Raw genomic sequence first — 21345 nt, 5'->3', positions numbered from 1 at the left:
TCCTTCATTTTCACCGAACGACAAACCATGGGAAAACCAACCGGCTTCATCGAACACCTGCGCGAAGCACCCTCCGAACTTTCTCCAGAAGATCGCATTCGCAACTGGAACGAATTCCACATGCCTATGCCCGAAGAGAACCTGCAGACGCAGGGAGCTCGCTGCATGGATTGTGGTACTCCTTTTTGCCATACGGGTGAACTGATCAGCGGCATGGCCAGCGGCTGTCCAATCAACAACCTTATCCCCGAATGGAACGATCTAATCTACCGAGGACTTTGGCGAGAGGCGCTAGACCGTCTGCATAAAACCAACAATTTTCCTGAATTCACGGGTCGCGTTTGCCCTGCGCCTTGTGAGGGCTCCTGCGTTCTAGGGATCACTAGCCCACCTGTAACAATCAAGAATATCGAGTATTCCATCATTGAAAGGGGCTGGGAAGAAGGCTGGATAGTGCCACATCCACCCGCCAAGCGGACTGGAAAGACAGTTGCGATCATCGGGTCAGGGCCTGCTGGATTAGCCGCCGCTGATCAGCTGAATAAAGCTGGTCATACCGTAACGGTCTACGAGCGTGCCGATCGCCCAGGCGGGTTACTGACCTACGGCATTCCGAATATGAAGCTCGATAAGAAAGACATCGTGCGCCGCCGCTTGGATATCTTGGAAGCAGAGGGAATTACGTTTAACTGTGGCGTTGAGGTCGGTAGTGACTTACCTGCTCAGAAGCTATTGAACGATTTTGATTCTGTTATTCTTTGTACTGGATCTACCCGGCCTAGGGATTTACCTATTGAGGGAAGAGAACTAAATGGTATCCACTTTGCGATGGAGTTTTTGACTGCTAATACCCGGGCAGTATTGGACGGTAAGCCAGGTGATGACTATATCTCTGCGGCGGGTAAAGACGTGGTGATTATCGGCGGTGGTGATACAGGCACAGACTGTGTAGGCACGTCCATTCGTCATGGTTGTAAGAGCATTAATCAGTTAGAAATTATGCCCAAGCCACCGGAAGTGCGCTCTTCTAGCAACCCATGGCCAGAGTGGCCAAAGATTTATCGTTTGGACTATGGTCAAGAAGAGGCGAAGGCGCTGTTTGGTAAAGATCCACGCGGATATGTAACTACAGCAACTAAGTTTGAAGATGATGGTAACGGCAACGTGGCTGCCGTTCATACGGTAGAAGTGCAATGGGAACGTGATGAGAACGGTCGCTTTACGCCAATTCACCTACCCGGCAGTGAAAAGAGAATCCCAGCGCAGCTAGTACTGTTGGCCATGGGATTTTTGGGACCAGAGTCTCCCTTGATGGATGCACTAGGGTTAGAAAAGACTGAGCGGAGCAACATCAAGGCTGAGCACGAAGAATATACAACCAATAAACCGGGTGTGTTTGCAGCGGGTGACTGTCGCCGGGGGCAAAGCCTGGTCGTATGGGCAATTAATGAAGGGCGTGGTGTGGCTAGGGAGTGCGATCGCTACCTCATGGGTACAACAGAATTACCCTAGTCTGAACAGGAATAGTAGACGGTTACCGACTAGTTGATAGTTTGGTTGATAGTTTGATAGTTACCTGTTCGCGACAGCCTAATTTACAGACTAATTTTAGCGACAGACAATGACAGAGTAGCTAGTCGAAGGCTTCGCTAATTGCTTCGCATAGCAGGGAAACCATTGCGTAGCCGAGGAAACTATAGCCAGTAGAACTATTGAAGACTGCGCCTCTTAACCTTCGTGTTAGATAGCTTTTCTATGCCTTAGTATTTGGCAAAGGAGCAGAAGGCTATGTGAATTGTATTGGACTATATCAGGAGCTACAGACGATCTTTTGGAGTTTCAGCCATAATGGGGATTAGGGTAAGTCAGCGAACGGAGTCATAGGGATCGCAGAATCCGTACTTGCAAACTCAGTATACCCACACCTCCCAACCTCAAAGAAACTGTCAAAATAAGCTTGGGATTCCCTTTTTTATTTTTCGTCTGTTGTGCATTAGAGAGCGTTTATGAAATTTGTTCCCAGCTTGTCATTGGTTGGCCAGTTCTTCAGGCGGATGGCGACTGTGGCAGTCACCTTAATGCTGACAAATAGTCTATGGGCTTTACCTGTTTGGGCCCAAGCTGCCTCTTCCACGACGGCTACTGCACAGGCAACCACCCTTTCACCCGAAAATCTTTCGCCAGAAAGCTTTGTAGCTAGTGCGGTTCGCTCTGTTGGTAGCGCAGTTGTCCGAATTGATACAGAGAGGACAGTAACGCGCAATGTTCCAGATTTGTTTTATGACGATCCGTTCTTTAGAGGACGTATGGGTGGTGGCTTCCAAAGCATTCCACAAGAAGAGCGACTCCGAGGACAAGGCTCAGGATTTATTATTAATGACCAGGGCGATATTTTGACAAATGCTCATGTCGTCAACAACGCTGATCAGGTAACGGTAAAGCTCAAAGACGGCCGTCAGTTTGAAGGCTATGTAGAAGGCGTCGATGAGATTACAGACCTAGCGGTCATTCGGATCAATACAGCGGGCGAACCGCTCCCTGTCTCTACGCTAGGCGATTCGGATTCTGTGGAAGTAGGAGATTGGGCGATCGCAGTTGGAAATCCACTCGGATTAGACAATACTGTGACGCTTGGCATTGTCAGCACCCTCAAACGCTCGAGCGCAGCGGTTGGCATTCCAGATAAGCGTATCGACTTTATCCAGACAGATGCAGCCATCAATCCTGGTAACTCCGGCGGTCCATTGCTCAATGCGCAAGGTGAGGTAATTGGCATTAATACGGCGATTCGCGCTGATGCAATGGGCATTGGGTTTGCAATTCCGATCAACAAAGCTAAAGCAATTCAAGCTAGCTTGTCTCGTGGTGAGCGAATTGCGCATCCTTATCTAGGCGTACAGATTGCTACGCTGACGCCGGATATGGCCAAAATGAACAACGAGGATCCCAATAGCGCGATCGCACTTCCAGAAACTGACGGTGTGTTAGTCATCAGAGTGTTACCTAATACGCCTGCTGCTGAAGCGGGGCTGCGTCGAGGAGACGTTATTACTAGCGTGGCCGGTTTTCGAGTAAAGCAAGCCGATCAGCTGCAGAGTAGAGTCGATCAGGTGAAGGTAGGCGAATCGTTACAGATGACTTTACGGCGAGGCGAGCAAACTCAACACCTATCAGTTAAAACAGCTGATCTCTCAGAACAACAAAGTGCGTAGTTGGTTGTCAGCACTATGTCAGCGTGACAACTCAAACCGGCAAAGAAAAGAGTCTTGAGATATTGACCTCTCAAGACTCTTTTTCCAATAACTGCTTGTTCCTACGATACCTACCTACTGAACCCCTAACCTAAACTGATAGCAATGGCTGGATGCATACTTCGCGAGAAGGCAAAGCCTACGGTCATTGCTGACCACTTAGCTCTTCATACATCAAGGGTTTCAGCCCTAGAAAATGTGAAGAGCTAAGTGGCGAAACGACAGAAGGCTAGTACCGGCCTAGACTAAGCCTGTTCTATCATCAATCAAACCGTCTCCTCCGATTAGTGTAGAAGGCACGTTATCTGTTTCGTCAGCTTTCTTCTCAGTTCCACCAACCATACCGTCGCCAGCAATCAGATCCAATCCGCCTTCTCGGTCATAGGCTCTAGCGGTGCGATCATCTAACACCATGTCTGATAGCGCCATGTCGTTATTCAAAAAGGTGCCGTCAAATGAAGTATCAACTTCAGGTGAAGTCGGTTCCTCATAAGCATTGAAACCTGTGCCTGCTGGAATCAGGCGACCGATGATTACATTTTCCTTCAGACCACGCAGCCAATCAGACTTACCTTGAATGGCCGCCTCTGTCAGTACACGAGTGGTCTCTTGGAAACTCGCTGCTGAGATGAAGCTATCCGTGTTTAACGAAGCCTTGGTGATACCCAAAAGCACAGGTGTGTAATCCGCAGGGGCCATCCCTGTAATCGACATCGCCTCATTGACTTGCTCTAGCTGACGAATCTCAACTAGCTCGCCTGGTAGCATCGTGGTATCTCCACCATCTTCCAAACGCGCTTTCGAGGTCATCTGGCGGACAATTACCTCAATATGTTTGTCTGAGATGTCAATTCCTTGAGACTGGTACACCGACTGTACTTCGTTTACAAGGAAAGACTGAACTCTCTCCAGGCTAAGCATCGCCGCTTCATGGGTACCTTTGCTTTCGCGATAGTACTTATAGAAGACCTCTAGAATCTGATGAGGATTTGAAGGACCATCCGTTAGCGGCTCGCCTGTCTCGACCTTTTGACCATCTCCAATCACTAGGTTTTGCCCCGGTGTAACTGGGTAGTCAGTCACGACACCATCGCTCTCAATCACCTTGATCTCGACCGTCTCATCTTCTGCGTAAACCACTTGCGCTGTACCTGGCCGCTCTGCCAAGATGCAGGCTTCCTTGGGCTTACGAGCTTCTAGCAGTTCTTCGATACGAGGTAAGCCCTGGATGATATCCCCAGTCTTTGCTCGCTCAAATACTAGTAATACTAGACCATCACCTCGCTGGACCAAGTCACTATCTTCAATGTGCAAGACCGCGCCGGTAGACACCCGATAAGGTCTTGCGAGTCTCATCACAATTTCGTTCTCACCAACTGAGAGCACCTGCCCTGAATGAACAGTTTTAACGCCGGAGGCTATCTCAGTGTTGTCAACTAACAAATCACCTTCAGAGACCGTAGGCTGATTGCCTTCAGTCGATACTGTGATCTGATCGGCATCACGCACCACCAGCACCCGTCGAACTGACTCTAGATCCTCGCGGATACCACGAATTTCGCCTGCTTCCTTCGACTGAATTTCAGTCCGTGCGATCACTGCTCCCGGATGAATTTCATCGCCATCTTGGACAAGTAGACGAGTGCGCGTACTGCCTTGGGTCTGATCTGCTTCAATATCACGTCGAACGACTAGCGTTTCTAGCACCACTAGCTGAAGCCGTTGCTTAGCATCTTCCTCAGTACTATCCGCTTTCAGCTCGATATCAGCCGTTAGCTGACTACCACCTTCATCGATATCTAGAACTAGCTGTGTCCGCAATATTTCTAGTCCCTCTACCGACTTCACTCTCTCTCCATCTTTGTAGAGTAAGCGCTGGATTGCCTTCAGGCTAATACCCTTGTCGTCACTATCGCTAACAGAAGCTTGGCTAGGAATAGAAGCTTCATCAGGCACTTCAAACTCTTGGACAGGACGCAGCAGCAGCGCTGCACCTTCAGGTGTCTCGACATACTCTACATAGCGAAGCGAATCAGCTACAACGCCAGGCATGACTTCTTCACCCGCGTTGACGATATCACCACTCTTCTTACCAGCATCATCTGGACTATCCACCATGTGGATATCGCCTGGTCGAATGACGATCTCACGCAAAATATCATTTTTCTGAGTAACTTCAATGACGCCGCCGGTCTGACAAAAAATGTCTTTGACAACTTCTGTACCCGCTTCGACGTACTGGCCATCTTCGACCATCAACAAGGAAATATCTTTGTTGATCTCATGAGCCTCTTCAGGAACCCAAAGTAGCGTCCCGCCTTTGGTCACTTCGTACCCAGTCTTAGCCTTGCCACGTTTGGAGATTTCTACCCCAGCAAACTTGATAATCCCACCCGTTTGAGTACGGAAGGTATCGTCTACTAGCTCAGCGACTACCTGACCGTTAGTAACCTTAGTTCCAGGGGTGGCATTAATTGAGAACCTTTGTCCAGTAGAAGTATTCAAGAAGTAGTGCTCACGGCCTTGGCCACTTTCAATCTCAACTTCCGCTCGATCAAGCACCACAGAGGCGGTAATAATTTCAACTTCACGGCCTCCTTTACCATCATTAGAGGCGTTGGTAAGACGAACAATCCCCCCTCGCTCTGTAATTAATTTGGTCTCAGCGAGTACACCGGCCGCTTCAATGCGATCGCCATTTTTTACAACCGGTTCTGCGCCCGGCGGCAGGTTATACACCTCGCCCGAGAGCACCCACATCAATCCACCCCGTTGAGCTAGACGAGTCATATTGCCCTGGCGGTCAGTCTTTTCTTCTTGCACTAGACCGTCAAATTTCACCTCACCCGAAAGGTCCGAGGTAACGTCCTTACTCGCTTTCTCAGTGACTTTCCGCACTCGGCTAGTACTAGGCATCTCGGCGATCATTTCGCCCTTCTTAATCTCATCCCCATCTTGGGCAAACAAAATTGCGTTCTTGGCTAATGAGACGGCATATTCCTTGCCGTTAGATTCGATCGCAATCTGGCAGTTCTCGTCCATCACTAGCGCATCTTCACCGTGACGAGTACGAAAGGTGCGAGTTCTAAGCCCTTCTGGAATCCGAATCACACCACTCCGTTTGGCGTTAACCTGTGGGGCTAATTCGCCGGTAAAGGTTCCACCCGTATGAAAAGTGCGCATGGTTAGCTGCGTACCTGGTTCACCAATAGACTGAGCAGCGATAATACCGACGGCTTCTCCTAGATCAACCATATGTGAATGTGCCAAACTCCAGCCATAGCAGTGCTGGCAAACGGAACGAGCAGCCTCACAGGTTAGCGCCGAACGAGCTTTGATTTCTTTGACCTTAGCTTCTCCAATCGCATCTGCAATATCATCCGTAATCGGCTGATTACGCTCTACAATCACATCGCCAGTCTTGGGATGAACGACATCTTCGGCAGGAACTCGGCCCAGCAAGCGATCTTTTAGCGGAATCAGCACCCGCTCACCGTCTGTCATGGGTCTAACAGGGATGTAGCGCTCTGTGCCACAGTCAATTTCTCTGACAATCACATCTTGCGATACGTCTACTAAGCGGCGAGTTAGATAGCCAGAGTCAGCAGTTCGCAAAGCCGTATCTACTAATCCCTTGCGAGCACCATAGGAAGAGATTACATACTCAGTGACAGTAAGTCCTTCGCGGAAGTTGGTTTTGATCGGCAGGTCAATGATTTCGCCCTGCGGATTGGCCATCAAACCGCGCATACCCACAAGCTGGCGAACCTGAGAAATATTTCCCCTCGCCCCTGAGTTGGACATCATATACACAGAGTTAAGCGGGTTGTTGTCACGGAAGTTTTCTACAACTTTGTCTTTTAGGTACTCACTAGTGCTATTCCAAGTATCGATTACTTTTTGAAAGCGTTCTACTTCTGTAATTTCACCCCGCGTATAGCGCTCTTCGGTATCGCGAATCTCTTGTTCGGCAGACTCTAGCATTGCCTTTTTGCTAGGCGGCACTTCTAGATCTTCTACGCTGATAGAGACCCCTGCCTGGGTAGCGTATTTGAAACCCAAGCTTTTGATTTCATCAGCCATCTGAGAGGTACGAGCGGTGCCGTAGTGCTCAAACGACCAGGAAACAAGATTTTTTAGCTGCTTTTTGTCAATAACCCGGTTTCTAAATACTCTTGGTTTTGCTACGCTTTGCTGCTCTGTCATGCTCTGCTTTTTTCCCTTCGAAGTCTGCTTTGCTGCTGTTTGTTGCCGATGCTGTTTTCAATAGTTGAGCTGGCTAGATCTCTATTGGTAGATCTTTTAAGTAAACCAGGTGAACTAGCCAACTTTTAGAGACTAACCAGCTGTTAGTCTGCTGGGTGCCTAGAAACCTACTCAGCCAATGCACCTAGTACGGCGTGGTTATAAATGATTCGACCAGGCGTAGTTTCTACATACTGAGAGATGACGTTGCCTGATTCATCTTCTCTAACCCGACGGAACTTGTAGGTTTTTGTCGAGCCGCCGTTGCCGTCTTCTTCGACTTTGATGGGCTCATTGTCTTCCTCCGCTGTTTCTACATCGCCGACGAAACGGAGCCAGACTTTAGCATGAAGATCAACGTTTCCTTGCTCATAGGCAGCGATCGCATCTTCCATGTTGGCAAAGTAACGGCCAGCGCCCTTTTGTTTACTAGGATTATCTGCTGTCAGGTAGTAGCAGCCCAGTACCATATCTTGGCTAGGTGTGATGATTGGCCGACCCGTTGCAGGCGATAGCACGTTGTTAGACGCGAGCATCAACAGCCGAGCTTCTGATTGCGCTTCTAGAGATAGCGGGACGTGAACCGCCATCTGGTCGCCATCAAAGTCAGCGTTAAAGGCGGGGCAAACAAGGGGGTGTAGCTGAATAGCCCGGCCTTCCACCATAATTGGCTCGAACGCCTGGATACCAAGTCTATGTAACGTCGGCGCCCGGTTCAGCATAACCGGATGGTTTTCGATCACATCTTCTAGCACTTCCCAAACGCTAGGATCGCTGCGCTGGATCAGTTTCTTCGCTGCCTTAATGTTATTGACTAGCCCCTGACGGATGAGTCGATGAATTACAAAGGGCTGAAACAGCTCAATTGCCATTTCACGGGGAAGTCCGCACTGATGGATCTTTAGATTGGGACCCACCACAATTACCGAGCGACCGGAGTAGTCGACCCGCTTACCCAACAGGTTTTGGCGGAATCGACCTTGCTTCCCTTCAATGATGTCTGAGAGAGACTTCAGAGGTCGGTTGTTCGCACCAACCACTGTCCGACCGCGTCGACCGTTATCGATCAGGGCATCAACGGCCTCTTGCAGCATCCGTTTCTCATTGCGGACAATGATTTCTGGCGCTAGAATCTCTTGCAATCGAGCCAGACGGTTATTCCGATTGATCACCCGGCGATACAGATCATTTAGATCAGAAGTCGCAAACCGGCCACCGTCTAGCTGTACCATCGGGCGCAGGTCGGGCGGGATTACCGGAATTACATCTAGTACCATCCAATCAGGGTTAGAGCCTGTAGCAATGAAGTTATCGATCACTCTCAGACGTTTGATCAGTTTGGCTCGCTTCTGCCCTTTTGAGGTCGCGATCGTCTCGCGAAGCATTTCAGCCGTTTCTTCTAGCTGCAGATCTTCTAACAGTCGCTTCAGTGCCTCAGCGCCAATACCGACCTCAATGCCAGAAAGCTGAGACTCTTCTGCATAGAGCTGGTCCTCAATCTCCATCCACTGATCTTCACTCAGCAGCTGTTTGTAGGAGAGATTGTCTGCATTGCCTGCATCCAAAACTACGTAAGCATTGAAATACACAATCTGTTCGACATCCCGCAGGGGCATATCTAGCAAGATAGCAATGTAACTGGGAATGCCCTTTAAGTACCAAACATGGGCAACTGGCGCAGCCAGCTTGATGTAGCCCATCCGATGACGACGAACTCTTGATTCTGTAACTTCTACGCCACAACGCTCACAGACAATGCCGCGATGACGCACACGCTTATATTTGCCACAGTGACATTCCCAATCCTTCGCCGGGCCAAAAATTCGCTCGCAAAATAGCCCATCCATCTCGGGTTTGAGCGTTCTGTAGTTAATCGTCTCTGGCTTGGTGACTTCTCCAACTACGGTGCCGTTGGGTAGGGTGCGCTCTCCCCATTCTCGAATTCTCTCTGGCGAAGCAATCCCAATTTTGACGTAGTCAAACCGCTGTTCTACTTTCGGCATCCTTTATTTCCTTACTATCTGATTCCGTACTATTGCGTGGCAACTTAATGAGCGAATCTAACCAACAAGTTTGGCCTGCTCTTACCGTTAAAACATTGCCAAACTTGCCGATCTCACACCCTTAAAATGGCTGCGGTGGTTGGTTTTCTAGAGGCGTGATCGGAGAGTTGGTTTCAACGCTAGAACCGAGAGGCGCGATCGCAGCTCCAGCAACACCAGCGGTTCCGGCCGGTTCCTCTCTAGATATCGACTCGTAAGTAGGACGAGACGGTGTCCGACGATTACCTACATCTGCCATCAAATCCACCTCGCTATCGCGGCTAGTCCCGTCTTCTTGTGTCTCTAGCTTGTGAACCGCAATATCTAGGCATAGCGACTGTAGCTCTCGCATCAATACCTTGAATGATTCGGGCGTGCCTGGTCTAGGAATTGCCTTGCCCTTGACGATCGCATTTAACGCTTCATTCCGCCCTTGCATATCATCAGATTTCACCGTCAGCAGCTCTTGAAGCGTATAGGCCGCACCAAACGCCTCTAGTGCCCATACCTCCATTTCACCAAATCGCTGACCGCCTTGCTGGGCTTTTCCACCTAACGGCTGCTGGGTTACCAGCGAGTAAGGGCCTGTAGAGCGGGCGTGAATTTTATCATCAACCAGGTGAACTAGCTTCAGCATGTACGACTGACCGACAGTGACCTCTTGGTCAAAAGGCTCACCCGTACGACCATCATACAGCTGAATTTTGCCAGGATTATCAGGGTTGAATACCCAGTCTTTACCAGTTTGGTTACGCGCTTCTTGAAGCTTGCCATGAGTAGTTTCCAACGAAGCTTCTTCGCCATACATCTCATCAAACGGCGTCACCTTAAACCGAGCATCTAGGTTTTGCCCTGCCCAACCAAGCAACGCTTCGAATACCTGCCCTACATTCATCCGAGACGGTACACCTAGCGGATTGAGCACAATGTCAATTGGCGTTCCATCAGGCAAATAAGGCATATCTTCCACCGGCAGAATTCGGGAGATAATTCCCTTATTGCCATGGCGGCCCGCCATCTTATCCCCAACTTGAATTTTACGCTTTTGAGCCACATAAACCCGCACTACCATGTTCGCCCCAGGAGGAAGCTCGTCGCCCTGCTCGCGAGTAAAGACCCGAACATCGACAACGCGACCTTTCTCACCGTTGGGTACACGCAAAGAGTTATCACGAACGTCTCTAGCTTTTTCACCAAAGATAGCTCTCAGCAGCTTCTCTTCCGGCGGCTGATCCGATTCACCTTTAGGCGTAACTTTACCTACTAGGATATCGCCAGAACTCACCCACGCTCCTACACGAATGATGCCAGTCTCGTCTAGCTGACGCAGCGCATCTTCACCAACGTTTGGAATTTCACGGGTAATTTCTTCAGGCCCTAGCTTGGTTTGACGCGCCTCAATCTCAAATTTTTCAATATGAATAGAGGTATAAACGTCTTCGTAGACGAGACGCTCGCTCAGTAGAATGGCATCCTCGTAGTTATAGCCCTCCCATGGCATATAGGTAATCAGCACGTTCTGACCTAGAGCGATTTCACCACCCTCAGTCGCAGAGCCATCAGCCATCACCTGACCAGCAACGACTTTAGTGCCTTCAAAAACAAAGGGACGTTGATTCAAACAAGTATCTTGATTTGAGCGTTGATACTTCTGCAATTCGTAGGAATGAACCTGACCTTCTAGATCGGTAACTTTTATCCAGTTAGCATCAACGTAGCTGACAACACCATCAGTACGGCTAATAGTCACCATGCCAGAGTCGCGCGCGGCTTGAGCTTCTAGTCCGGTACCCACCAAGGCTCGCTCAGGTCGTAGCAAAGGAACTGCCTGACGCTGCATGTTTGAGCCCATCAGCGCTCGGTTAGCATCGTCGTGCTCTAGGAAAGGAATTAAAGAAGTTGCAACCGAAATGATCTGTACTGGCGAAACCGCTACATAATCAACCTCTTTCGGCGAGGTGACTGTAAAGTCCTGACGATACCGGACAGGAACAGATTCACCCAAGATATTATTATCCGAGTCGATCGGAACATCACCAGGGGCCACACGTAGATCATCTTCCTCGTCAGCGGTCATATAGACAGCCGGCTTGTCTTTGACGATTTGACCGTTTACCACTGGGAAAAACGGGGTTTCAATGAAGCCAAAGTCGTTCACCCGAGCATGAGTTGCGAGCGAGCCAATTAAGCCTGCGTTTGGACCTTCAGGTGTTTCAATTGGACAGATCCGGCCGTGGTGGGAAGGATGGATATCTCGAACAGCAAAACCTGCGCGTTCGCGAGTAAGGCCACCCGGACCAAGCGCACTAATTCTGCGTTTGTGAGTCAGTTCAGCTAGCGGGTTAGTCTGATCCATGAACTGAGAGAGCTGACTAGAGCCAAAAAACTCTTTAATGGCGGCAACTAGGGGTTTGGGGTTAACCAAAGATGCTGGAGTCAACGAATCAGCATCAGAAACCGTCATGCGCTCACGAATAATCCGCTCTAATCTATTAAGACCAACGCGAACCTGGTTTTGCAAAAGCTCACCGACAGAGCGGACTCGGCGGTTCCCCAAATGGTCAATATCGTCAGGATTACCAATGTCAAACTCTAGATTGATCAAGTAGTCAATTGCGGAGACGATGTCTTGAGGCGTGAGTACCCTGGTTGATTCAGGGATATTTAGACGCAGTTTGCGGTTGAGCTTATGACGACCCACTTTGCCAAGGTCATAACGTTTGGGATCAAAGAAGCGCGACTCTAATAGCTGCTGTCCTCCATTAACCGTAGGCGGTTCGCCTGGGCGCAGCTTGCGATACAGCTCTAGTAGCGCTTCTTCTTCGCTGAACTGACCTTCCTTTTCAATCGTCTTCTGGAAGTACTCAGGGTGGCGCAGCGAGTCAAAAATTTCGCCATCGCTAAGACCTAATGCCTTTAGTAAGACCTGCGCTGAGAGCTTGCGTGTCTTATCAATGCGCACCCAAACCAAATCGTTCTTGTCTGTCTCAAACTTCAGCCAAGCTCCTCTGTTAGGAATCAAGTTAGCTGTATAAGTACGCCGACCGTGTTTATCTGTCTCAGCTTTATAATAGACACCAGGGCTGCGGACGATTTGATTGACAATGACTCGCTCCGCACCGTTGATGATAAACGTACCGCGATCAGTCATCAGTGGCAGGTCACCAATGAAAACTTCTTGCTCCTTAATATCACCTGTCTCCTTGTTAATTAGGCGAGTAGGCACGTACATCTGCACCGAATAGGTACTGTCGCGACGTTTGGCCTCATCCACCATGTATTTTGGAGCCTTGAGTCGATAGTCTTTACCCAAAAAGTGAAGCTCTAGCTTGCCAGTGTAGTCAGTAATAGGAGAAAAGCTTTCTAGCTCTTCGACTAGCCCTTCGCCTAAGAACCACCGAAAGCTAGCTCTTTGAATTTCGACAAGGTCAGGTAAGAGATGGACTGGCGTTGTATTAGTAGCAGTGGGAGTGACAGCAACAGAATCAACAGTGGTAAGCGTAGAATCAACAGTGGTCAGAGTAGGGTCAGTCATGCGTTCCTCAAAAAAATCACGCCAGGCAAAGGCAAGCGTTTACAAAGTGAAAAAGAGACAAGAAGGAGTTAACTTTCGGGAGTTCGAAAGCACCAGGGGAAAAGTAGGTGCATAAGGGCAGATACCCATAAGAACTCACAAAATATAGAAAGGCTCACAGCGAAAGGTGAACCTTAGCTTGCATTATTAATAATTGTGAAGTCCGCCTGCATTTGGCAGAAAGATCGGAGGAATTCCTGTGTCGAAGTAGCAAATGATGGATAAGGAAGGACAATCCTTTTCAAATGATGGGCGATCGCTTCAGCTAACATATGAGGCTTGTATCCTATATATTCGGGGATATTGACATCTTTTCGTTAGGGGAAGAATTACATGAGAGCCTACAAACGAATCAAAAAATATTTTTTTGCTTATCTATCATAAGCTAAACACGCAGCCCAAAACTATCAGAATGTCAAGATGTTTGACTAATTTTGACCAATAAGGCTGACTAAGTCATAGGTAGGCGTCGTAGACAGGCTTAAGTGTGCTCCTAGAAGTCCTAGTTGTTGGTCTGGGGGTTTTGCTCCTTTTCGCGCTTCTACTGTACTGTGCATCCATACTTGTAGGACATAAGCTATGTCTATTGTCTATGGCGTCAATAGCTCGGTTGGGAGTGAAAACAGCTGTTGGGCATTGCGAGTAGTTTGCTGAGCGAATGTGGCTAGGGGAATTTCTCTTAGCTCTGCGACATATTCAGCGACATGTCTGACAAAAGCTGGCTGGTTACGTTTTTCTTTACGCTTAGGAACAGGCGAGAGGAAGGGACAATCAGTCTCTACTAAAATGCGATCGCTAGGAACCATCTTCGCCGAAGCTTTGACCTGCTTAGAATTTTTGAACGTGACAATTCCACTAAAACTAATAAAAAAGCCTAAGTTCAAAAAGCGCTGAGTCTCTTCAGGGCTGCCAGTCCAGCAGTGCATCACGCCTCTGACGCTACCTTTTTGAGCAAAGAACGTTTCCAACAATACAGCCATCTCCTCAGCCGCCTCCCTGCAGTGAATGATTACTGGCAAGTTCAAAGACTGCGCAATTTCTAGCTGCGCGACAAAGGCCGCCTTTTGAATCGCCTTATCATCGGCCTTGAAAAAATCTAGACCCATTTCACCAATCGCAACGACCCTGGCATCTGACTGCGCTAGATATCTAATCTCTTCCGCTGTTGTATCGCTCCACTTGTCCATATCTAATGGATGGAGCCCAACGGCAAAAGAAATCTCTGGATATCGCTGGGCGATCGCCTGAATCTTCTCAAACTCACTTGGATCGACACAGGAATGAACCAGATGAGCAACTCCTGCCTCTCTCCAAGCTGCGGCTACATCATCCCTATCAACATCAAAAGAATCGAAATTGATATGAACATGGGTATCAACAAGACGCATACAGTCGCAGCAAAGTCTAGGGTTTAAGAAAGCCTAAGGGTCTAGGCACAAAAAACAAAGTCAGCGCCAGAGAACCCAAACAGAGATCGAGCGAGGCACTTTAAGCAGAATGGTTCCTATCTTCAAGAAATCGCGTCTACTTAATCCACTTGTCTATTCAAGAATCTACTTAAGAAGCAGTGTCTAGATACATCAACAAGGCTTAATTCGACAGTCAGCTACTCTAGGCATCAGCAACTTCGACGCTTGCGATTGCGAGGATGTCACTAGCGAACGCAGTATTGCCACTCAGACAACGTCACTGGGGAGCCTTATCAGGCAACACTTTCAGAAGGAGAAGCTGTATCGGCAGAAGACCCAGCAGCTGCCTTCAACGCTTTGGCCAAGCGTGATTTGCGCCTAGCACCTGCATTCTTGTGAAGCACACCGCGCTTAACCGCTTTGTCGATCTTGCTAACGACTGCTGACATTCTTTCTTGCACCAGCTGGCTATTTTCATCAGTAGGGTCAGAGGCGTTAGCTTCTAGTGCCTCGTGGTATCGCTTAGTTAAGGTTTTTACAGCCGATTTGTATGCCTTATTGCGCAAACGATTCCGCTCTGCAACTCGAATGCGTTTAATCGCAGATTTTGTATTTGCCATTATTACTCGCGCTAATCGCCCTTATATCAATTCAGTAAGCCTATCAGAATTAACGATTATAGCACTGAAGATTCAAAACCTCACAGTCAGAATCTCTAGTTTTCTGAATGAGTGGGAAATTGTTGTCAACTGTGCGTTTGCAATTTGAACTGTTGGATGGCGACCCTTTATAATTCCACGCTAAGCTATTGAAAAGTGGTGAGTGGTTGCTATCCGTTTGCCTTGCTTGACTTGTTGCCCTTTTCTCTTGTCTTACATGCTGCGAATTATCAACCAGCTAGGTGATGCTAAAGCGGAACTTCAGCGTATTTGCGATCGCACCCATGATGCAGAGGTCGCGGAAGCGGAAGCCACGGTCAAAGAAATCGTGGAGGCCGTAGCGAAAACTGGAGACGAAGCGCTACTACACTATACCGAGAAGTTTGATGGCCAGCAGCTGACGACTGCGACATTGAAAGTGGATGGTGCCAGGCTAGATGCGGCCTATCAGCAAATTTCCCAAGATCTCTTGCAGGCGATTCGCAAGGCCTGCACTAACATCGAGAAGTTTCATCAACAGCGTCTGCCCAAAAGCTGGGTAAGCTTCGAAGACAACGGGATCGTGCTTGGTAAGCGCTATGCCCCAGTAGAAAAGGCAGGAATCTATGTACCGGGGGGGCGAGCTAGCTACCCAAGTACGGTAATGATGAATGCGATTCCGGCGCGAGTAGCTGGCGTGAAGCGGGTAGTGATGGTAACCCCAATTGGCAAAGAGGGCGTAATTAGCCCGGCGGTGCTAGTAGCAGCCCAAGAAGCAGGTGTAGAAGAAATTTATCAGGTGGGAGGGGCGCAGGCGATCGCGGCTCTTGCCTACGGGACTCATACTGTTCCATCTGTGGATGTGATTACCGGACCTGGCAACCTATACGTTACGCTAGCGAAAAAGCAGGTGTACGGGAAGGTGGGGATCGATTCGCTAGCAGGCCCGTCTGAGGTACTTGTAATTGCAGATAGCAGTGCGAATCCAGTACACGTAGCAGCTGATCTATTAGCACAAGCAGAGCACGATCCGATGGCCGCAGCGGTGTTAATTACGACCGATAGCACGCTCGCCCAGGGCGTTGCTGATGAAGTTGAGCGGCAGCTAGCTCAGCATCCAAGGCAGACATTGACCGAAAAGGCGATCGCTCACTATGGCGCTGCGATTGTTGTCGATACGCTAGAGACCGCTGCTAAGCTATCAGACCTTTTCGCACCGGAACACCTTGAGCTAGAGATAGAAGATCCGTGGGATTTACTACCCCTAATCAATCAGGCGGGGGCAATCTTTCTTGGGCATGATACGCCGGAGGCTGTCGGTGACTATTTAGCGGGTCCTAACCACACTCTGCCAACATCAGGCGCAGCTCGCTATGCCTCACCCCTAAGTACTGAGACATTTATGAAGCACACTAGCTTAGTTCAGTACAGTCGTAGCGCCCTGAAGGAAGTAGCCGCAGATATCGATGTGTTAACTCGCGCTGAAGGATTACCTTCCCACGGCGATTCGGTACGACTCCGAGTAGATGAATCGTAGCCTAGAAGAATCGTAGCCTATATGGAATTAAGTCTTCTGCCTTAGCTTTACTACGATCTCAATTGAGCGTTTTCTCACTAAGCGCGATTCTTGATCAGGCATTCACTAAGCTAGGCATTTACTTAAGCCCCTTTAGGATCAAACCTTTAAGATTGCTAAGACTGTTGATCGTGAGGATAGTTTCCTATCAATTCCCGGTTCTTAATAATCCAACGCAAAACTAACTTTGCTAAGGAGGCTTTTTGACGTATAGCTCGCAGGGACTTTGGCAAGTTGAGTGCTTGCTCTGTAGCAGGATGTAACAAATCGAACATACCAGTCGCAGCAAGATCAACAATGCCAAACTCAGAGTCTAGATAGGTAAAAGTGTCTAAAAAATATAGTGCACTTTTCCAGTTTGGCGGATCAATTTTGATCTCGTTGTCGGCCAGCCACATAGTATTCATTGGTTCTCATTTGCATTCTCTACTTTCTGTATGCCCTATTTCTGACAGGTCCAATTCAGAAAGGAGCCAGCTTAGCGGAGGCATTATCGGAGTTTAAGTTTGTAATGAAGCAGGTAGTTGTCCGTAGGTTTGGTGGTATAGAAACGATGGACGTAGTATCAGTAGATACACTGAGACCAGCGGTAGGTGAGGTGGTGATTCGACTGACAAGCGTAGGGCTAAACCAGGCGGACTTGATGGCACGGCGGGGTGAGTATCGACTCAGTTCAGGGGAACCGCCTTTTACGCCGGGAATCGAAGGCGGCGGTGTGATTACCGCAGTTGGAGAAGGGGTGAGTGATCGCACAGTAGGGCAGCGTGTGACCTTAACGGTGGGCGCAGTCGCGAAGAAAGGAACGTATCGGTCAGAGTTTCTAGCCGCGGCAGCGGAAACAATCCTTGTTCCAGAAGGCGTTGACGATGAACTATTAGGTGCGTTGTGGCTCCCATTTCTGACCGCTTGGGGAGCGTTGGTGTGGCGACAGGCCGTGCAGCCAGAGCAGATAGTGATGCTACCTGCAGCGAGTAGTAGCGTGGCGATCGCCGCTAGCCAAATTGCCAAACAGTTGGGTTGTCGTACGATTGGCACCACAACTAGTCCAGATAAAGTAGACACCCTGCAGTCTTTAGAAGCGGCTCAGTACGACCATATTGTGGTTACAAGGCAATCTAAAAGTGAAAAGCCCTGGTGGCGTAGCATCAAACAGATTACGCAGGGTAGAGGTGTCGATGTGATCTTCGATCCAGTCGCGGCAGGAGAATTTTTAAACACTGAAATTCGGTTGCTAGCTCCCGGTGGCACCATTTGGGTCTATGGTTTGCTCGGCACGCCCGATACTGTAGATATCTCGCCACTTATTCGTAAAGATGCTGCCATTCGAGGCTGGCTGCTGAATTCTATTGTTGGAACTTCGGCCGAGAATGAGGGCTATCAGCATATTCTCAAGCAGGTAGCAGCAGGTCACTATACGCTGCCAATTGCAGGTAGATTTCCATTAGAAGACGTGCGTGAAGCTCATACTGAGCTAGAAGCTGGTGGGCATATTGGAAAATATATTCTGCAGCCAGGTGGTTAGGCAAAAGATCTAACCCTAGTCTGAATAACCCCTAGTCTGAATAACCCCTAGTCTGAATAACCCCTAGATACAACAGATGTAAATTAGAAAGGCAGTCTTCAAAGCCCCAGCACGTCAACAGCGGCTACGCGTGCGCGGCTGTGCGTGCTCTGTCTGGTAATTGCAACAAGGAAGTTGCGCCTATAATGAGTGCATTCTCTTTCTATTTGACCACCAGCGAATCAGTAGTCAATAGATGGTCTATGCTTAGCGTAAGCTTGCTCCTACGTTAACGTCAGAATGCAGATCCTTTCGGTTGCGCTCACAAACTTCAAAACACACAAAGAACAGCAGTTTGATTTCCAGCTAGGTACAAACGCTATCTGCGGGGAAAACGGCGCTGGCAAAACCAGCATCCTAGAGGCGATCGCCTGGGTACTGTTCAACTATCAAGGCAGCTATAAGAAAGAAGATCTCATTCGAAACGGAGCTAGCAGCGCCCAGGTCAGGGTCGTCTTCATCTCTAGTCGTGATAGTCGAACCTACGAAGTTCAGCGCTCTACAACGCATGGCTACACTCTTTATGATCCTCAGCTTGCTGAAAAACTTCCCTACACCCGTATCAAAGACGAAGTTTTGCCCTGGCTTAGACAGAACTTAGGCGTCGCCCCCGGCACCGATTTAGGACAGCTGTTTGCAAATACCATCGGTGTTCCTCAAGGTACGTTTACTGCTGATTTCCTATTATCAACCGAGAAGCGAAAGCCGATTTTTGACATCATCTTGAAAGTAGAAGAATACCAGGAGACCTATCGTCAGAGTAACGGTTTAAGAAGATATGCGGAATCGCAGGTACAAAGGCTAAAAGATCTCATTGAACAATACGAAGATTCGTTGAAAAGCTGGGATGAACTCAAAAATAGACAGCAGCAGCTTCAATCAGAAATCACTCAGGGAGAAAGCTATCTAGAAAGACTAGAAGTAAAGCGAACTGCTCTCTTCGAGCAGCGTCAGCAGCTAATTGATCAGGCTGAGGAAATTCAGCAACTGCGTCAGCAGCAGCAGCAGCTCAACAATCAAATAAAAAGCCAGGAACAGACTCAAGAGCGAATAGTCAGTTCTCTAACTCAGGCGCAGCAATCTGCCAATATCTGTCAGGAACAACAGTCTACTTATGAGGCGTTTATCGCGATAGAACAACAGATTGAAAAACTGACTGAGGAAGGAAAAGCTAGGCAGCAACTCGATCAGCAGCAACATACTATCGAGCAGTCTTTATCACAAAGCCAGCAGGAACTCTCTCGGTTAGAAGTAAAATTAGAACAGTTTTCTGCTGCGAGAGAAGAGTTAGCCTCCTTAGCGGCTGTGATTAGCGCTCAATCAAAGCTGGAAGCTCAGCGAGATACTCTACAGCAACAGCAACAGAAATTTGCAAGCGTGCGCTTACAGTGTAAAGCACTAAAGCAGCAGCAGGAGAATATCCTGCGAGAAGTCGCTGAAGTAGAAAGCGAGATAGGTCGTCTGAACCGGTTGAAGGAGAAGCAGGGGGATATCGAGCAGTGGGAGCAGCAGCTAACGCGGACTCGAGAGCAGCTCAGCCGGTTAACAGCCGCGCAACAATTTGAGCAAGAGATCCGAACAATGCTAGATCGAGGAAAATCTAGCCAAGACGAATATCGCCATCAGGTAGCCGCCGCATTAAAGACTTTGGATAGCTGGGCGCAGCATATTGATGAATTAAGCGTGGAGGCGATCGCTCCAGTCAAAGACGCACTATTTCAAGGGGGCCTTTTGTCTAAAGGAACACTTGATCGCATAAAGAGTATTTTGAATGATCTCACTCAGCAAACTGATAAGAGACAATTGGAGAAGCAAAGTAAGACGCTACAGTCTTGGATAACACAAGCCTACAAACAGCGCGCTGAACTAGTAAGCCTACCCACTCAAGAATCTAAAAGAGTTCAGCTGAGCGCACGGCAAGAACAGATTGCTCAGCAGTTAAGCCAATTGACACAGCTGCTGACTACAGAGGAAACGATTGGTTGCTCGCTAACGCAAGTAGAAGAACAGCTCAGGCGTTTAGACAATCCTAAGGGCAAGCAGCAGCTAATTGAGCGAAACTTAGAACGGCAGGATGCGGTAGATCAGCAGTACAAAACGCTAAACGCCACTCGCGTGGCCCAGGTGCAGCAGCTAGAGACAGTTACCGCTAAGCTGAAAGCGTTTGCTCGCTTAGACGAACAGCTTCAAGCACAGCAGCAGCTCCGACAAACCCATCAGGCGGGATATCTACTGTATTTACAAAATCAACAGGCGGCTCAGCAAGCAGCTTCTCTACAGCTCGAAAGTGAGGCCTTAGCGCTAGCTTGCCAGCAGAGTCAGTCGCAAAAGGCACAGGTAGACAAGCAACTAGCTGTGCTTACAAAAGACTTCGATCCGAACGCTTTCACAATCGTTGATAAACAATACATGGACGTGAATTCTCAAGCCGATCGACTACGCGGTAGCTTGCCTCAGCTTAAGCAGCGGCTGATAGAACTCACTGGTCAGATCGACCGACTAAAGGCAACCGCAGAAAAACGTGATCAAGCTCAGAAAGAGATCAAAGAGCGCGATCGCCTCAAACGGTTCATCAACTACGCTCGTAAAGTTTATAAGGAAGCAGGACCAAGGATTACTGAACGCTATGTACAAAGTATCTCTAGAGAAGCTGACCGCCTGTTTCGTGAGCTGCTAGGCCGGACAAACGTAGCCTTAGCTTGGAGCGCCGACTATGAAATTACGGTACAAGAAGGGGCACATACGCGGCGATTTATTAATCTATCGGGCGGTGAGCAAATGTGTGCAGCGCTAGCGGTTCGACTCGCACTGCTAAAGGTGCTAGCTGATATTGACGTAGCTTTCTTCGATGAGCCAACAACCAATATGGATCGAGCTAGACGCGCTAGCTTAGCTGAGGCGATCACCCGGATCAAATCGTTTAAGCAGCTATTTGTGATCAGCCACGATGATACTTTCGAGCATGTGACTGAAACAGTGATTACCGTCGAAAGAGACCCCGACTAACAGCTTGAATTGGAGCCAAGGCATTCCATGCTATGGCAAGCGT

General features: G+C 48.7%; 11 protein-coding genes. 5 read left to right on the top strand and 6 right to left on the bottom strand.

Annotation, left to right across the window (positions count from 1 at the left end; translation table 11 throughout):
* Positions 1–27: 27 nt before the first annotated feature.
* Positions 28–1512 (top strand): glutamate synthase subunit beta, encoded by a 1485-nt coding sequence (locus S7335_RS06585; protein ID WP_006454309.1) that lies wholly within the window; start codon positions 28–30, stop codon positions 1510–1512.
* A gap of 494 nt (positions 1513–2006) precedes the next feature.
* Positions 2007–3212, top strand: coding sequence for an HhoA/HhoB/HtrA family serine endopeptidase (locus S7335_RS06580; RefSeq protein ID WP_006453391.1), 1206 nt, complete (start codon positions 2007–2009; stop codon positions 3210–3212).
* Between the two features lie 279 nt (positions 3213–3491).
* On the opposite strand, the gene S7335_RS06575 is transcribed toward S7335_RS06580, so the two are convergent.
* The 5 genes from S7335_RS06575 to rpsT form a co-directional block, all read right to left on the bottom strand.
* Positions 3492–7457, bottom strand: coding sequence for a DNA-directed RNA polymerase subunit beta' (locus S7335_RS06575; RefSeq protein WP_006457492.1), 3966 nt, complete (start codon positions 7455–7457; stop codon positions 3492–3494).
* A gap of 167 nt (positions 7458–7624) precedes the next feature.
* The gene (locus S7335_RS06570; RefSeq protein WP_006456786.1) at positions 7625–9499 is read right to left on the bottom strand and encodes a DNA-directed RNA polymerase subunit gamma; all 1875 of its coding nucleotides are present in this window, start codon (positions 9497–9499) and stop codon (positions 7625–7627) included.
* Between the two features lie 121 nt (positions 9500–9620).
* On the bottom strand, positions 9621–13073 hold the full coding sequence (rpoB, locus tag S7335_RS06565; RefSeq protein WP_006455596.1) for a DNA-directed RNA polymerase subunit beta: 3453 nt from the start codon (positions 13071–13073) through the stop codon (positions 9621–9623).
* Between the two features lie 629 nt (positions 13074–13702).
* Positions 13703–14500 (bottom strand): TatD family hydrolase, encoded by a 798-nt coding sequence (locus tag S7335_RS06560; RefSeq protein WP_006453466.1) that lies wholly within the window; start codon positions 14498–14500, stop codon positions 13703–13705.
* Between the two features lie 314 nt (positions 14501–14814).
* A complete protein-coding gene (gene rpsT, locus S7335_RS06555) occupies positions 14815–15141 on the bottom strand; it encodes a 30S ribosomal protein S20 (protein WP_006453882.1) in 327 nt (108 codons plus the stop codon).
* Positions 15142–15397: 256 nt separating this feature from the next.
* On the opposite strand from rpsT, the gene hisD reads away from it, so the two are divergent.
* Complete coding sequence (hisD, locus tag S7335_RS06550; protein WP_006455587.1) at positions 15398–16696, top strand: histidinol dehydrogenase; 1299 nt, start codon at positions 15398–15400, stop codon at positions 16694–16696.
* Between the two features lie 155 nt (positions 16697–16851).
* Here the strand turns inward: hisD and S7335_RS06545 are convergent, their stop codons facing one another.
* Positions 16852–17142 carry a hypothetical protein gene (locus S7335_RS06545; protein WP_006456256.1) on the bottom strand — a complete coding sequence of 97 codons (291 nt, stop codon included), beginning with the start codon at positions 17140–17142 and terminating at the stop codon, positions 16852–16854.
* Positions 17143–17246: 104 nt separating this feature from the next.
* On the opposite strand from S7335_RS06545, the gene S7335_RS06540 reads away from it, so the two are divergent.
* Positions 17247–18257: a zinc-binding dehydrogenase gene (locus S7335_RS06540; protein WP_006453841.1), complete on the top strand. Its 1011-nt coding sequence runs from the start codon at positions 17247–17249 to the stop codon at positions 18255–18257.
* Positions 18258–18536: 279 nt separating this feature from the next.
* A complete protein-coding gene (locus S7335_RS06535; RefSeq protein WP_006454898.1) occupies positions 18537–21302 on the top strand; it encodes an AAA family ATPase in 2766 nt (921 codons plus the stop codon).
* Positions 21303–21345: the final 43 nt, after the last annotated feature.

Origin of the sequence: Synechococcus sp. PCC 7335 (assembly GCF_000155595.1) — a bacterium.
GTDB lineage: Bacteria > Cyanobacteriota > Cyanobacteriia > Phormidesmidales > Phormidesmidaceae > Phormidesmis.
The sequence above is the reverse complement of the archived record's forward strand: the minus strand, read 5'-3'. Positions and strand labels throughout refer to the sequence as shown.